At 71.3% G+C, this 13,963-nt stretch carries 16 protein-coding genes and 1 CRISPR repeat array; of the genes, 7 read left to right on the top strand and 9 right to left on the bottom strand.

The window, feature by feature from the left end; genetic code table 11:
* The first annotated feature begins 50 nt into the window (after positions 1-50).
* Entirely contained in the window at positions 51-509 is a 459-nt protein-coding gene (locus tag AB0L33_RS16050) for a very short patch repair endonuclease (protein WP_365681741.1), read from the top strand.
* Between the two features lie 83 nt (positions 510-592).
* On the opposite strand, the gene AB0L33_RS16055 is transcribed toward AB0L33_RS16050, so the two are convergent.
* Entirely contained in the window at positions 593-1,078 is a 486-nt protein-coding gene (locus AB0L33_RS16055) for a nuclear transport factor 2 family protein (protein WP_365681743.1), read from the bottom strand.
* A gap of 98 nt (positions 1,079-1,176) precedes the next feature.
* Here AB0L33_RS16055 and AB0L33_RS16060 point away from each other — a divergent pair, with 98 nt between their 5' ends.
* Both AB0L33_RS16060 and AB0L33_RS16065 read left to right on the top strand, forming a co-directional pair.
* Positions 1,177-1,728: a hypothetical protein gene (locus AB0L33_RS16060; protein WP_365681745.1), complete on the top strand. Its 552-nt coding sequence runs from the start codon at positions 1,177-1,179 to the stop codon at positions 1,726-1,728.
* Positions 1,729-1,850: 122 nt separating this feature from the next.
* Positions 1,851-2,045 carry a hypothetical protein gene (locus AB0L33_RS16065; protein WP_365681756.1) on the top strand — a complete coding sequence of 65 codons (195 nt, stop codon included), beginning with the start codon at positions 1,851-1,853 and terminating at the stop codon, positions 2,043-2,045.
* Positions 2,046-2,110: 65 nt separating this feature from the next.
* Here AB0L33_RS16065 and AB0L33_RS16070 read toward each other — a convergent pair whose 3' ends face one another.
* From AB0L33_RS16070 to AB0L33_RS16085, 4 genes are all read right to left on the bottom strand, one after another.
* Complete coding sequence (locus AB0L33_RS16070) at positions 2,111-2,305, bottom strand: hypothetical protein (RefSeq protein WP_365681758.1); 195 nt, start codon at positions 2,303-2,305, stop codon at positions 2,111-2,113.
* A gap of 333 nt (positions 2,306-2,638) precedes the next feature.
* Positions 2,639-3,568 (bottom strand): aminoglycoside phosphotransferase family protein, encoded by a 930-nt coding sequence (locus AB0L33_RS16075; RefSeq protein ID WP_365681760.1) that lies wholly within the window; start codon positions 3,566-3,568, stop codon positions 2,639-2,641.
* Positions 3,569-3,893: 325 nt separating this feature from the next.
* A complete protein-coding gene (locus AB0L33_RS16080; protein ID WP_365681762.1) occupies positions 3,894-4,535 on the bottom strand; it encodes a hypothetical protein in 642 nt (213 codons plus the stop codon).
* Between the two features lie 77 nt (positions 4,536-4,612).
* Positions 4,613-4,881: direct repeats of the CRISPR family, unit length 25 nt; unit sequence CCATCCCCGCACGCGCGGGGAGCAG.
* A gap of 165 nt (positions 4,882-5,046) precedes the next feature.
* Positions 5,047-6,228: a methyltransferase domain-containing protein gene (locus tag AB0L33_RS16085; RefSeq protein ID WP_365681764.1), complete on the bottom strand. Its 1,182-nt coding sequence runs from the start codon at positions 6,226-6,228 to the stop codon at positions 5,047-5,049.
* Between the two features lie 511 nt (positions 6,229-6,739).
* Here AB0L33_RS16085 and AB0L33_RS16090 point away from each other — a divergent pair.
* The gene (locus AB0L33_RS16090) at positions 6,740-7,579 is read left to right on the top strand and encodes a helix-turn-helix transcriptional regulator (protein ID WP_365681766.1); all 840 of its coding nucleotides are present in this window, start codon (positions 6,740-6,742) and stop codon (positions 7,577-7,579) included.
* Between the two features lie 252 nt (positions 7,580-7,831).
* Here the strand turns inward: AB0L33_RS16090 and AB0L33_RS16095 are convergent, their stop codons facing one another.
* Together AB0L33_RS16095 and AB0L33_RS16100 are read right to left on the bottom strand one after the other, a co-directional pair.
* On the bottom strand, positions 7,832-8,344 hold the full coding sequence (locus AB0L33_RS16095) for a GNAT family N-acetyltransferase (RefSeq protein WP_365681768.1): 513 nt from the start codon (positions 8,342-8,344) through the stop codon (positions 7,832-7,834).
* Between the two features lie 471 nt (positions 8,345-8,815).
* Positions 8,816-9,295 carry a GNAT family N-acetyltransferase gene (locus AB0L33_RS16100; protein WP_365681770.1) on the bottom strand — a complete coding sequence of 160 codons (480 nt, stop codon included), beginning with the start codon at positions 9,293-9,295 and terminating at the stop codon, positions 8,816-8,818.
* 44 nt (positions 9,296-9,339) lie between these two features.
* Here AB0L33_RS16100 and AB0L33_RS16105 point away from each other — a divergent pair, with 44 nt between their 5' ends.
* Both AB0L33_RS16105 and AB0L33_RS16110 read left to right on the top strand, forming a co-directional pair.
* Positions 9,340-10,143 carry a hypothetical protein gene (locus AB0L33_RS16105; protein WP_365681772.1) on the top strand — a complete coding sequence of 268 codons (804 nt, stop codon included), beginning with the start codon at positions 9,340-9,342 and terminating at the stop codon, positions 10,141-10,143.
* 89 nt (positions 10,144-10,232) lie between these two features.
* Positions 10,233-11,189 (top strand): aminoglycoside phosphotransferase family protein, encoded by a 957-nt coding sequence (locus AB0L33_RS16110; protein ID WP_365681774.1) that lies wholly within the window; start codon positions 10,233-10,235, stop codon positions 11,187-11,189.
* A 176-nt stretch (positions 11,190-11,365) separates the two neighbouring features.
* Here the strand turns inward: AB0L33_RS16110 and AB0L33_RS16115 are convergent, their stop codons facing one another.
* Together AB0L33_RS16115 and AB0L33_RS16120 are read right to left on the bottom strand one after the other, a co-directional pair.
* Entirely contained in the window at positions 11,366-11,509 is a 144-nt protein-coding gene (locus AB0L33_RS16115) for a hypothetical protein (RefSeq protein WP_365681776.1), read from the bottom strand.
* Positions 11,506-12,099, bottom strand: a complete 594-nt coding sequence (locus AB0L33_RS16120; protein WP_365681778.1) for a sugar O-acetyltransferase — start codon at positions 12,097-12,099, stop codon at positions 11,506-11,508. The genes AB0L33_RS16115 and AB0L33_RS16120 overlap by 4 nt, the downstream gene beginning before the upstream one ends.
* 192 nt (positions 12,100-12,291) lie before the next feature.
* Between AB0L33_RS16120 and AB0L33_RS16125 the strand changes: the two genes are divergently transcribed.
* Positions 12,292-13,947: a cellulase family glycosylhydrolase gene (locus AB0L33_RS16125; RefSeq protein ID WP_365681780.1), complete on the top strand. Its 1,656-nt coding sequence runs from the start codon at positions 12,292-12,294 to the stop codon at positions 13,945-13,947.
* Positions 13,948-13,963 lie beyond the last annotated feature (16 nt).

Consider the following 13,963-nt stretch of genomic DNA (forward strand, 5'->3'; position numbering starts at 1 on the left):
TCGCTGAACCCACTGACGAAGTCCCGTGACGACAATCTGGAGTGACCCCGGTGCCTGAGCCCAGAGACTGGACTCCTCCAGACGGCTCATGGGCCTCTTCCGCCGCACGTCGTCGAAATATGCAGGCAATCCGCAGTCGCGACACGCAACCGGAACGGCTTATCCGTCGACTCGTACATGCGAACGGCCTCAGGTACCGGGTCGCCGCCAGGCCATTGCCAGATCTCCGGCGCACTGCGGACCTAGTCTTCCGTCCAGCGAAGGTTGCCGTATTCGTCGATGGCTGCTATTGGCACGGCTGTCCCGAACACTACGTGAAGCCCAGAACCAACCCGGGCTATTGGTCAGAAAAGGTGGCACGGAACATAGCCAGAGACCGTGATACGGATAGGCGCCTGACCGAGGCCGGCTGGCTGGTTCTGCGTTTCTGGGAACACCAGGACTCAACAGCGTGCGCCTCGGTAATCGTCGCCGCCGTCCGCGATCGCCGAGGCAACCTGCCCTGTTAAGACGCCTTCCGCCCCAGCAAGCGAGGGCTCTGAAGACGCCCGTGCATCCAGGCCAGCAGGAACCCGGGCACGAGGTGCCGGTCTCACCTCCCCGGCTCTGCCAGCCCTTGCACGCGTGCACGAGCGGGGTACCCCAGCGCCGGCGGCTCCCCCGTGGTCCACACCGGCCGCACCGCCATTCCGCTGGCCCGCCACCCGCCGTCCGTGCGGCGGAATCGTCCCTCGTACACCCCGCCCACCGTGAAGAGTGTCGAGTCCCGGTGCACGTGGGTCATGTGGGCGTTCCACGTGGCGTCGGCCGTGTGGGCGTCCGGCGCGATGTGGATGAGGACGTCCGAGGAGATGTGCTGCGTGGCGGCGAAACGGCCAACTGACTCTTCCGCGAGGCGGATCGCCTCGGTGCCGGTGGCCTCTCCGACCGGGGACGTCACGTGGAGGTCATCCGTGAAGTAGGCGTCGGCCCAGCCCTCTTCGAAGCGACGCTCGTCCAGCGTACGGAAGAAGCCGCTGATGAGGGCGGCGATCTCGGCGTGGTCCTGGGGGCTCGGGGTGGTGTTCATGTGGTCCATGACCCGATCGTGCGACCTCAACCAGGCTTGAGGTCAACCGACTTCGTTCGAGCGGTACGCTCACGCCACGCACCCCGCTCGCATCCGAGGGAATCCCCATGGCGCCCCGCCCCCTTCTCTTCCTGGACGTAGACGGGCCGCTGAACCCGTACGCCGCACAGCCCGAGCGGCGGCCCGCGGGTTACACCACCATCCGCGTCCCCCGTACCGCCCTCGCCGCCACGGGGCAGAGCACGCTCCGCTCCTCCGCGCGGCCGTTGCGGGTGTGGCTCAATCCTGCCCACGGCGAGGCGCTGTTGGCGCTCGACTACGAGCTGTGCTGGGCCACCACCTGGATGAACGACGCGAACACGTGGATCGGGCCCGTCCTCGGGCTGCCCGAGCTGCCGTTCGTGGACTTCGGCGAAGGGCTGTTCCGGGAGCGGCGGGACGGTGTGCACTGGAAGTGCGAGGCGTTGCTCGCGTACGCGGGCGGCCGTCCCTTCGCCTGGGTGGACGACGAACAGAGCGACGCCGACCGGGCCCACGTGAACGCCCACCACCCGGGCCCCGCGCTCCTCCACCACGTGAATCCGCGGATCGGGCTGCGGGACGACGACTTCGCGGCCCTGGCCTCCTTCGCCGCGTCCCTCACCACCGGTCCCGCCTGAGCGGATGCGCCGGGCCACCTGCCCGGTATCCCACTTCCTCTCCAGCGCTCCACGAGCGACGATGGGGGGCAAGCAAAGCGAGGGTCGGCAGTCCGTGGCCCTCCGGCAGAGCGGGGGAAGACATGGTTCTGGTCATCGGTCTCGTGGTCGTTCTGGGCGCGGTCCTCGCCGCGTGCCTCGTAGCGCTCCGGATGCGCGGCGGGTCCGGGCACGGCGAACGCGGGGCCTGGGAGAGCGGGGCGGCGGGGCAGGGGCAGGCGCAGGGCCTGGCACACGGGCACGCGCAGAGCCAGAACATGGGGCCGTACGGGGGTTGAGCGCGGCGCGGTCCCGGGACGCGTCCGGCGGCGCCCTCAGCCCGGCGGGGCCTCCCGTACGCGGCCTAGCGGTTCACCGACACGACGACGTACGCGCACGCGACGACCGCCGCCAGGCATGCCACGGCGGCCACGACCGCGACGCAGCCGAGCGCCGTCACCGTGCCGGTGATCGCCGTCCAGCCGACCCGCGTCGCACGCTGCGCGCGTCGGACGGCGTCGTCGTAGGCGCTGTCGTCGGACCAGTCGTTTTCAGCCATGCTTCCCGGCCCCCCGTTCCGTCGTGCCCGGGCCCGCGAGACGGGACAGGGCACCACGCGTAACTCCGTTCGCACCACGCTACTCGCGACGCCCCAACCCCCGCCGCCGGGCCATGCGCCCCGTGCACGGTCGTGGGTGACGACCCGCCGGCGATACCCACGCTGATAGCGGCGCCGACCGAACACCTCTGGGACGTCGTGGGACGTAGTGGTGATGGTCGGCAGCGGAATCCACAAGTCCCCGCGCCACGCGGGCACTCGCGCTCAACCAACATGGCCGCGGCGGGCCCAACTCACGCATTTTTACGGGCTCCGCAGCGCAAGCCGGTCGCGTCACTGCCCCAGCGAAGCAACCAGCCGCTCCAGTGACCTCCGGGCGGGCGGCCCCCAAGTCGACTTGCCGTTGGGCAGCCCCTGGTCGCCGTCGTCCGCGATGAGCAGACCACTCAGTGCGCGCAGGACCGCCCAGCCACGGGCACGGCGAAGAGTTGCCGCGTCCGGGGTGGGCCGATAGGCGGCGTGGAAACGGTCGGCGGCGTTGTCCGGGAGCAGAATCCAGGCGGCGGCGAGGTCGCAGGCCGGGTCCCCCGCGAAGAGGTCACCGAAGTCGATGACCCCGCAGAACGTGCCGTCGGCCGTCAACACGTTGGCGGGATGCAGGTCGCCGTGGAGCCACAGCCCGGGCCCGTCCCAGTCCGGGGCGGCGACCGCGTCCTCCCAGACGCGACGAACGGGCCCCGGATCGGCGACCAGCCCCCGCCGGGTGACGGCGTCGAGCGCCCGGCCGAAGTGCTCCCCGTACGGCCCCAACGGCCCGCCCCGCCCCCGCCCGACGGGCGCCCCGTCCGGGGCCACCTGGTGCAGCGCCCCGAGAAACCGCGCCAAGGTGTCGGCCGCGTCCTCGGCCCGCGTAGCCGGAGCGCGGTCGGCAGGCTCCCCCGGCACCCACGTGGTGACCAGCCAGGGCCGCGGAAACCGCCCGGACGGCACGCCCAGCCGCTGCGGCACGGGAACGGGCAACGGAAGCCCCGGAGCGAGCCGGGGCACCCAGGCATGCTCCTTGAGCAACAGCTCATCCGCGGACTCGGTGGCCCACGGCAACCGCACGGCAAGCTCCTCACCCAGCCGCCACAACTGATTGTCCCAACCACGTGCGCCGAGGCTGAGGGGGAGCTCGGCAAGATCGGGGTGCTGTTCGCGAAGAAGGGCCCGGATGAGGTCGGGGGTCAGGGCGGTGGGGGTGCGGGGTTGCGGGTTGGTCATGCGGGGGGAGCGTAGTCGGGGTGGGGGGGGTCGGGTATCCACGCGTGTGCGGGGAGCAGGGTCGCGACTACCAGCGCTCGGCGACAGTGTCGGGGCCATCCCCGCGCGTGCGGGGAGCAGATGATGTCCGTCGCCGCGGACCGGATGCGGTCGGGGCCATCCCCGCGCGTGCGGGGAGCAGTCTTCGCGACCTGCGACTTTATCCCGCGCAGGGGCTGTTTCTGACCACTTTCACGTACTCCGGCATAACCGCCTCAGCGCATCGAAGCGCGTAAAACGCCACGACCCGACTTCTCTCCTGCCCGACACGAAAAGCCTGACGCCGTCAGGCCGCAGGGCCGCGTTCGCTCACGGTCGGGGCCGGAACGGGCAGCGTGGGGTGGGGCCCGCCAGGGCCACCGCGCTCGGCGAGCAGCCGATTGCGGTGGTCGCTGCGGCGGACGGCCGTGACGATCACGATGACAACGCCGAGGCCGACTCCGAGGAGGGGCAGAACGATGGCCAGCACCGCCCCGCCCAGGAACGCAACGATGCCGCCGGGCTTCCCGAAGGCGTACTGGGACGGCCCTACGGATGCGCAGGTGATCTCGTAGTTGCCCGTGCGGGACACGTCGATGTCGTACAGAGGGTTCCAGGTCTCGTCCCGGGTGAGGAACACGTCGATGCCCGGACCGCTGAGGTGCGGATCGCCCGGTCCGGTGATGCTGCAGTCCTGAGCCGCTGACGGGCCCCTCTCCTTGATCCAGATCGTGCGCTCGCTCTCCGGGCCGAGCTGGAGGGAGACGGTGTCGCCGTCGGCGAACTGGTGGCTGGTGTCGACCGCGTCGATCACGTCGTTGAAGCGGTACACCCCGATGACCGCGCCCAGCGCGATCAGCACGGCTGCGGTCGCGGCCGCTATGGCGTACCAGTAGCGGCCGGGCCGGAGTTCGTTCGCCGGTATGTGCGGCGGGACGGAGGGCAGCATCGAGGCATCTTAGACCGATGCCTGGGAGGGCGGTCATCTCCGCGCACGCGGGAGCGAATCCGCCCGTACGGGCCGAGGTCCCCCCGCGGGTGCGGGGAGCAGGTCTCCTCGCTCCAGTACACGCCTTCCTCGCAGGAGCCATCCCCGCACGCGCGGGGAGCAGAACAGATGGACGAGTTCGGCCGTACCGGGGCCGGGACCATCCCCGCACGCGCGGGGAGCAGGACGAGCGGCCGGGGGTCCTTCATGACGAGGAGGGACCATCCCCGCACGCGCGGGGAGCAGTGGAAACGCTCTACGGGATGTGGGCGCACCTGGGGACCATCCCCGCACGCGCGGGGAGCAGACTGCGTGACCTGCGGGTTTGCCTCGGGGCAGTGGCGTTTCTGACCACTTTCGCGGACTCCGGCATAACCATCTCAACAACCCCACAGCTGGCATACACCCCACACCCTAGGTCAACTCCCCACCTACGCAGCCCCGTTCCCGTCAGCCCGCCACGCATCGCCCCTCACACCCACTCCCCCACCTCATCCAGCCAGACCCGCTCCCCCTCACCCACCCCCCGCACCGTCACCCCGAACCGTTCCCACCCCGGCCGTCCCCGCTCCACCCACCACGCATACGCAGCCTCCACCTCATCCCACAACCGCCGCCGACCCCGCTGCCACACGCGGGCCGCAGGCCGTCCGTCCTCCACCAGCGCGCACGCCCAGGACCGGTCGTTTCGGCTGTAGAGCCAGAGGGGTTGGGTGCCCCGCACCTTCTCGGCGGCCATGTACGTGCAGGCGGGGACGCGGAGGCCCAGTGCGAACGTCAGGGGGCTGAAGCGGTCGGCGGCGGACAGGGCCCTCGCGGCGTCGGAGGTGGTCGTTTCCGGGGCGGGCAGCGGGCCGGGGGCGTACGCCTCGTGGTCGATCGGGGCCGTCCGGTGCGCCCTCAGTTTCATGAACTCCACCGGGCCCAGGAAGCGGCCGCTCGCGCTCTTCCCGGCCGCGTCCACCGTCAACCGAAGTACCGCGTCCGCGTTCGTGAAGTCCGTTCCCCACGGCGCCACGATCACACCCCCGGGCCGCGTCTGTTCGACCCACGCGTACGGGATCGCGCGCACCCCGCACGTCCCGATCACCCGGTCGAACACGCCCCGCCCCGGCGCCCCCGCGCGGCCGTCGCCGTGGATCACCTCCACCGGCGCGCCGAAGAAGTGAGCCAGGGCGTCGCGCGCCCGGTTCGCCACCGCCTCGTCCACCTCCACGCTGACGACGTTGTCCTCACCCACCTTGTGCGCCAGCAGCGCGGCGTTCCAGCCCGTCCCCGTACCGATTTCCAGGACGCGGCAGTAGTCGTCCACCGTGAGCGCGTCGAGCATCCGGAAGACCACGCTCGGCATCGAGGCCGACGACGTCGACAGCCTGCCCGGCTCGCGGCCGGCGTGCGCCCCGTCGTCCCACTGCGTCACGACCGGCACGTCCGCGTTCGCGTACCCGCGCCACGCCTGCGCGTCCTCCGTCCGCGATACGTGCACCGTCCGCCCGCTCGCCATGTCGTACGGCCAGATCGTGTCCGGTAAGAACGCCTGCCGGGGCACCCGCGCGTAGGCGTCCAGCCAGCCCGTCTTCAGTACGCCGCCGGTCGTGAGCGCGTACGCCACCTCCTCGCGCGTGGCGTACGCGCTCACCGTCTGCTCGCTCATGCCGCCGCCCCGCCCTTCGGCGGGTTGGAGTGGGCCGGTTCACCGGCCGCCCGGAGCGCGTCGCCGTTCGTCGTTCCGTTCATGACCTCGTTCACTCCGTTCAGCCCTTCCCGGGTTACGTGTTGACGCCCCGCCGTGCCCCCTGGTCGCGCCGTCACAGGCGGTACTTCGCGTGCATCGCGTTCGTCTCCCGTACGCGCTCGCGGATGGCGTCCGACGACGACGCCCCGGCCTTCGGCGGGGCATCCGGGCAGATGGGCGCCCCGCACCGGCACGGTGGGAACGCCCCGAGCGAGGCGTACCGCGCGATGTCCGGGTCCCTGCGCAGCTCGCGGCTCGCGGGTTCCTCGTCGGTTCGGGTGGGGAGTGGGCCGGGGGCCGGCGCGGGTCGATGCTTTTCAACAGGCACGTTTACGTGTCCCTCCGTAGCGATTTCACTACCAGGAGCGCTCAGATTGGCTTAGCCTCGCGCAATCGGCAACGTGGCAACGTAGCGGTCAGGGAGGGCACGTTGGCCAACATCAAGGAACTGAATCCGAACGCATCACCGCAGGCCGCCTACGGCGCGCGTTTACGAAAGATGCGCGAGGCGCGAGGCTGGACTCAGGACCACTTCGCATCCATGATCGGGTGCAGTGGACGCCACGTCTCGGCAATTGAGACCGGTCGAAAACCTGCAACCCTGCTGTTCTCCCGCAAGATCGATGCTGTTTTCGGTCTGGCGAGCACGCCCGATTCATTCGAGCGTGAATGGCGCAAGCTCAGGCGCGGCAGCATGCTGGAGGGTTTCCCCGAGTACGTAGGGTACGAGGGCAGGGCTGCGGAAATCCGTCTCTTCCAGGTCTCTCTCATTCCCGGCCTGATGCAGACCCCGGAGTACGCCCGTGCCTTGAACCACAGCTACGTGCAGCGCGGGTCCGTCACCCATGAGCAGGCCGAGGAACGCATCTCGCTCGTGCTGGAACGGCAGTCCAGGCTAGCGACGCAGCGGCCGCCATTGGTATTCGCCATCGTGGACGAGAGCTGCCTCCTCCAAGCAGTTGGCGGCCCGGAGGTCATGAAGGCTCAGCTGAAGCGAATGGAAGAACTGGCTGCACTTCCGAACTGGTTCATTCATGTGGCGCCGTTCTCCCTCGGAGAACGGCGAGCATTCCACCTGCCTGTCAACCTGCTCACTCTCCACGGTCGATCCGTCGTCGCCTACGCTGAATCCGAGGCCCAGGGACACGTCGAACGCGAGACATCTCTCGTGGTGCCCATGCTCACCGCCTACCATCAACTTCAGGGGGATTCACTGTCGCAGGCGGAAACCGTGGATTTGATCCGCCAGTTGCGAAGGGGCACTTCGTAGTACCCAACTCTTCTTGCGGGTGAGGAAATGCGTACGGCTCGCCCGACGGCCGCCGCGACGGGGGCGACGCGGACCGCCCCGCCGCGTGAGGCCAGGCAGGGCGGCGGCGCGGCTCTGGTGGCCTCCACCGACGCGTTCTCGTCGTGGAAGGTGTCAGGACGGGAGAGTTCAACACGCTCTGACCGACGACCGACCGCTGCTACGGGGCCCGCGCGTGAGGCGGCGTACGAGGAGCGCGTGTCGCCGTCGTGCTCAGGCGAGGGGCTTGTGCATGACGACGCAGGGCCGGTCGTGGGCGAGGTCCTGGCGGCGGTCGATCTCGTACCAGCCGAGCGAGGTCCAGAAGGCGAGGGCATCCGGGTTGTTCTCCAGTACGGCGAGCCGGATGCCGCTCAGCCCCTCGCCCCGGAACCGCTCCTCGACCAGCCCGGCGAGCCGCCGCCCGATGCCTGTACGCCGGGAGCGGCCGTCCACCATGAGCAGCCCGATCCAGGGCAGGCCGTCCTTCGGATGCCGGTCGAGCAGACAGACAATTCCCGCGAGACGCCCTCCCCCATCCCGGGCAAGCAACACCTCGCCGCCCTCCGTGGCGACTTCCCCCTTGAGATCGGCCTCAACCTCGGCGGCCTGAATGCTCTCGGGGTCGTACTCGCCTGCCGCGCGCCAGTAGGCCGGATTGCTGGCGTAGAGCGCGACGACCTCTCGGATTTCCTCGGCCGTGAAGGCGAGGGGCCGGAGGCTGAGGGGTTCAGGGTGGGCGGGCATGGCGGCCAGGGTACGTGGGTGGCCTCGGGCCACGCGGAGTGCGGGGCGCCCGAGGCGTCACGACGGTCCGTCCCCACGATCGCGGGGAGCGCACGGGCGGCGGGCCCGGCGGCGGCCCCGAGCCGGGATCATCCCCGTGGTGACGGGGAGCACGGGTCCACGGTGAGGATGCGGATGTCGTGGATGGGGCATCCCCGCACGCGCGGGGAGCACGGGAACCCCGCGATGGACGACCCCCGGTCCTGGGGACCATCCCCGCACGCGCGGGGAGCACCACTGTCACAGAGCCAGCGGCAGAACTACCTCGGGACCATCCCCGCACGCGCGGGGAGCACTCTTCGTGACCTGCAGGTTCATCTCGCGGCGGCGCAGTTTCTGACCACTTTCGCCCACTCTGACATAACCGCCCCAACCCCCACACAGGCCACACTCCACCCATCCTAGGCCAACTCCCCGCGCCACAGCCCTACTTCACCCGACCTCGCCCTCCACCCCCACCCGGTACACCACCTTCCCCTCCACCACCTCGAACCCCAGCGCCCCGTAGAACTTCCTCGCCCCCGGGTTGTCCATGTCCGCCATCCACTCCACCCGGCTGCACCCCTCCCGGGCCGCAGCCACCCCGCGCAGCTCGCCCATCAGGCGGGCGCCGAGGCCGCTCCCCCGCCACGGTTCCGTCACGTACAGCTCCTTCAGGAAGAGGGCGTGTGTCGTCCCCCTCGCGGGCCACAGGAATGAGTACGCGGCCATCCCGGCGAGGGGGCCGTCGCCCGGGTCGGCGACCAAGGCGTGGGCCAGGGGCGCCGGGGCGAACAGGGCTGCCTCGATCTGGGAGCGGCGTTCCGTGAGGGGCTGGATCTCCGTGGCGCCGTAGAAGCGTTCGATCTCCTCGATCAGGTCCGCCAGGCGCGGGATGTCGTCCTGGTGGGCGGGGCGGATCGTCACAGTCATGGGGATCTCCTTCGGAGGGGGCGTCGTGCGCGAGGATGCCCGCCATGGGATTCCACCTCAACTGTGTACTCGCCCTCGACGCGCGCGTGTTGGCGCTCTACGAGCTGGCGATACCCGGCGGTTCCGCCTACGTCCCACGCACCGACAGCACCCCCGCCTCCGCCCCGCCGGGGCCACGCACCGGCAGCGCCCCCGCCCCCGCCCCGCCCGGGCCACGCACCGGCGGCAACTCCGCCCCCGCCCTCCCCGAAGGGTGGGTGCTTCCCGCGCCCTGGGAGCTCGCGCATAGCGTCGGTCGGCTTGTCTACGACCCGGCGGGGATCACGCCGGCCGACCTCGACGGCTGGCGCGCCGCGGCAGGGGTGCCCTCGCGGTCCGATCCGCTCGACGCGTTCGATGACGACGATTTCCTGCTGGGTTCCTTCCTCAGCCTCGCCGCGCCCGTCGTCGTCATCAGCGACAGCACCTTCGGCGGGCAGCTCCTCCATGAGTACGCGGCCGCCTTCCGGGAGGGCGCGCTCGTCGCGGCATGCGGCGTGGACCACGACGAGGGGCGGGCGTTCCGGCTGGCCGACGGCGCATTTGGCCCCGCCGACCCCGTGTCCGTCCGGCCCGTCGCCGAGTCCGTCGGCCACCTCCACGACGGCCTGCGGGGGGCCGATCTCTTCCAGGGGTACCTTCCGCGCAACGCCAACCACGAGGGGCGGCGTCACCGCGAGACGGCGGCCGGGCCGGTGCCGTACGTCCGTGCCGACTGGCGGGACCGCTTCCCGGTGCTGCGCCGGGTCCCCCAGCCCGGGGCGGCGGGGCCCGACGCCCCGCCCATCGGCCTGCCCGACGCTCACTGAAGGGCCGAGTCGCGCCCGGCCCGGCAGGCCCAAGCGGTCCGGGCGGTCCGGCCGGACCGGGGCCATCCGGCCCCACGTAGGGTGCCCGGATGATTGTGATTCCTGAAGAGTTCGCGCGGTCCACCGTCGAGCGCGAGGGGAGTGCCGGGGCGGCGTGGATCGCCGACCTGCCCGGCATGGTCGAGGGCCTGGCCGATGAGTGGGGGTGCGTCCTCGACGGCGACGTCACGCACGGCGGCGTCGGCGTCATCGTCCCCGTGCGCCGCGACCACACGCCCCCCGCCGTGCTGAAGGTCTCCTTCCCGCACCCCGGCAACGACCACGAACCCGACGCCTTCGTCGCGTGGGGCGGGCGCGGGGCAGTCTCCCTGTACGAGCGGGACGACGCGCGGTACGCGATGCTGCTGGAACGGGCCTCGCCCGTGGCGTTGGACGAGGCCGTCGACGGGGACGAGGTGGTGACCATCGCCGCGCGGCTCGGGCGGCGGCTCGCCGTGCCCGCGCCCGACGGGATGCGGCTGCCCCGGCTCAGCGACCACGTCGGGAAGTGGGAGGACGAACTCCGCACGGACGCCGCCGAACTCACGCACGCCCTGCCGCGCCGCGTGCTGGACGCCGCCCTCGCCACCGTGAGGGAGCTGGGGCGGGAGCAGCCCGACACGCTCGTCCACGGCGATCTGCACGGGCGGAACATCCTGCGGGCCGAACGCGAGCCCTGGCTGGCCGTCGATCCCAAGGGGTACGTGGGCGACCGGGCGTACGACGCGGGGGCACTGATGAAGTCCCGCGCGTACACCCTCGCGGGCGCCGCCGACCTCCGCGGCGCCGTCCACCGCATCGTGGACGTCTTCGCGGACGCCGCCGAGCTGGACCGCGAACGGGTGCGGCGATGGGCGCAGTTGCACGCCGTGCGGGCGGCGTTCTGGGCCCGGCGGCACGGGTTCCGGGTCGCCCGCGGCGGGCCGGAGCTGGAGTGGATCACCGCGTTCGCGGACCGGCTGGCCGAATTGCTGACCGAGCCCTCGGGACGGCCTTCGGCACGCTGAAGCGCCCGGGCCCGCGAGGGGCCCGGTCTGCGAGGACGCGGGCCTCATCGAGGCGTTCAGAACCGCCCAGGCCCGCGAGGCCCCGGCCCCGTCACGGCCTCACGCGACGGGGCCGTCAACCGTCGGCCTCGAAGAGCGGCTGCCCCGAAGGGCCACCCCCCGCAGGCGCGTTCCGCTCACCGGGCCCGTGCTGCCGCCCGCACGGGCCCCTGCTGCCGCCCGCACGGGGCGGGCGTGCCGAGCGCGGGCACGGCTGCCCCGGCGAGCAGCGCGAGGGCGCCTGCGGCCAGGCACTTGCCGAGCCGCGGGGCGTACGTCACATACGGGTCGCGAGGTCCGCGTCCGTGATCGGCCGGAGCACCCGGCACGGCGTGCCGAGCGCCACGCTCATCGGAGGAATGTCGCGGCTCACGACGCTGCCCGCCCCGATCACCGAGCCGTAGCCGATGCGGACCCCCGGCAGGACGACCACGTTGCTGCCGATCCACACCTTGTCCTCGATGACGATGGGCTCCGAGAAGCGGCCGAAATCCGCCCGGCGCGCGGGGTGCACCGGGTGACCCGTCGTCGTCAGGGTCACGCTCGGGGCGATCATGACGTCGTTGCCGATGCGGATCTCCACGTCGTCCACGAACGTCAGGTTCACATTGCCGAAGAAGTCGTCACCGATGTGCACGTTGCTGCCGAAGGCGGCATGGAACGGCGCCTGGAGGACCGTGCGTTCGCCCACCGATGCGAAGATCCGGGTCAGCAGCGCGCGCCGCCCCTCCGCATCGCCCGGGGGCGTCCGGTTGTACGCGAAGATCTCGTCCGCGCGCCGGGCCGGGGCCAGGAAGGCCGCCTCGGTCTCCGTGTAGACGAGCCCCTTCGCGATCCGGGCCCGTATCTCATCCTGATCGGTTTCAGCCATCGTGCGGTGTTCCCTTCATCCGGCGGGACGTCCGGTGCCACGAACCATAGAACCTCGGGCCCGAGTCGTCCGATCTATTGACGTGCTCCTGACTAAATGGCTTCATGGGAGCGCACGGCGTGGGAGCGCTCCCACATCGAGCGTGACCCACCGTACGTCCGCCCTCTCCCCCTCCCTCCCTCTGGAGCCGCAGTGAGAACAGCGAGACATCCGGCACGGCGCCCCGCCGCCGTCGTCCTCACCGTCCTGGCCACCCTCCTCGGGTTCCTCGCGCTCGGCGGCCTCGCCCCCGCGCAGGCCGCGTCCGCCGCCGGAACCGGTCTGCACATCAGCGACGGCCGACTGGTCGAGGGCAACGGCAACGACTTCATCATGCGCGGCGTCAACCACGCGCACACCTGGTACCCCGGCGAAACCCAGTCCCTGGCCGACATCAAGGCGACCGGCGCCAACACCGTCCGCGTCGTGCTGTCCGACGGCTTCCGCTGGAGCAGGAACGGGCCGGACGACGTCGCCGCCGTCATCGCCGACTGCAAGGCGAACCGGCTCATCTGCGTCCTGGAGGTGCACGACACCACCGGATACGGCGAGGACTCCGCCGCCGGGACGCTCGACCACGCGGCGGACTACTGGATCTCCCTGAAGGACGTCCTCCAGGGCCAGGAGGACTACGTCGTCATCAACATCGGCAACGAGCCCTGGGGCAACACCGATCCGGCCGGCTGGACCGCCCCCACCACCGCCGCGATCAAGAAGCTGCGGGCCGCCGGGTTCGCGCACACGATCATGGTGGACGCGCCCAACTGGGGCCAGGACTGGCAGAACGTCATGCGGGACAACGCCCAGGCGGTCTACGACGCCGACACCACGGGCAACCTGCTCTTCTCGATCCACATGTACAGCGTCTACAACACCGCCCAGAAGGTCACCGACTATCTGAACGCCTTCGTGGACGCCGGACTGCCCCTGGTCATCGGTGAGTTCGGCGGCCCCGCCGACCAGTACGGCGACCCGGACGAGGACACGATGATGTCCGAGGCGCAGCGGCTCGGGCTCGGCTGGATCGCCTGGTCGTGGAGCGGCAACACCGACCCGGTCCTCGACCTGACCATCGGCTTCGACCCGGCGCAGCTCAGCTCCTGGGGCGAGCGCGTCTTCCACGGCGCGGACGGCATCGCGGCGACCTCCCACGAGGCGACGGTCTACGGCGGCGCCACCGAGGAGGACACCGAGGCCCCGACCGCCCCGGGCACCCCGGCCGCCTCCGCCGTGACCGACACCTCCGCCACGCTGACCTGGGCCGCGTCCTCCGACAACGTTGCCGTCGCGGGCTACGACGTGGTCCGCGTCAGCGGCGGTACGGAGACCAAGGTCGCCTCGTCGGCCACGACGAGCGTCACCGTGACGGGCCTCGCCGCCGACACCGCGTACTCCTTCGCGGTCTACGCGCGCGACGCGGCCGGCAACCGTTCGGCGCGGTCGGCCGCCGTGAGCGTGACCACGGACGAGGGCTCGACCACTCCGGCGGGCAGCTGCTCGGTCGGATACAAGGTGGTCGGCCAGTGGCAGGGCGGCTTCCAGGGCGAGATCACCATCCGCAACACGGGCACCGCCGCGATCGACGGCTGGACGCTCGGTTTCGCCTTCGCCAACGGGCAGACGATCACCAACATGTGGGGCGGCACGCCCACGCAGTCCGGCGGTGCGGTGAGCGTCGCGCCCGCCTCGTACACCGCCACGATCGCCCCGGCCTCCTCGGTGACCGTGGGCTTCACGGGCAGCCAGACCGGTACGAACACGGCCCCGGCCGCGTTCACCCTCAGCGGCGCGGCCTGCACGGTCGCGTGACACGGCACCCGGCCGG

Origin of the sequence: Streptomyces sp. NPDC052299 (assembly GCF_040679335.1) — a bacterium.
In the GTDB taxonomy this organism is placed as follows: Bacteria; Actinomycetota; Actinomycetes; order Streptomycetales; family Streptomycetaceae; genus Streptomyces.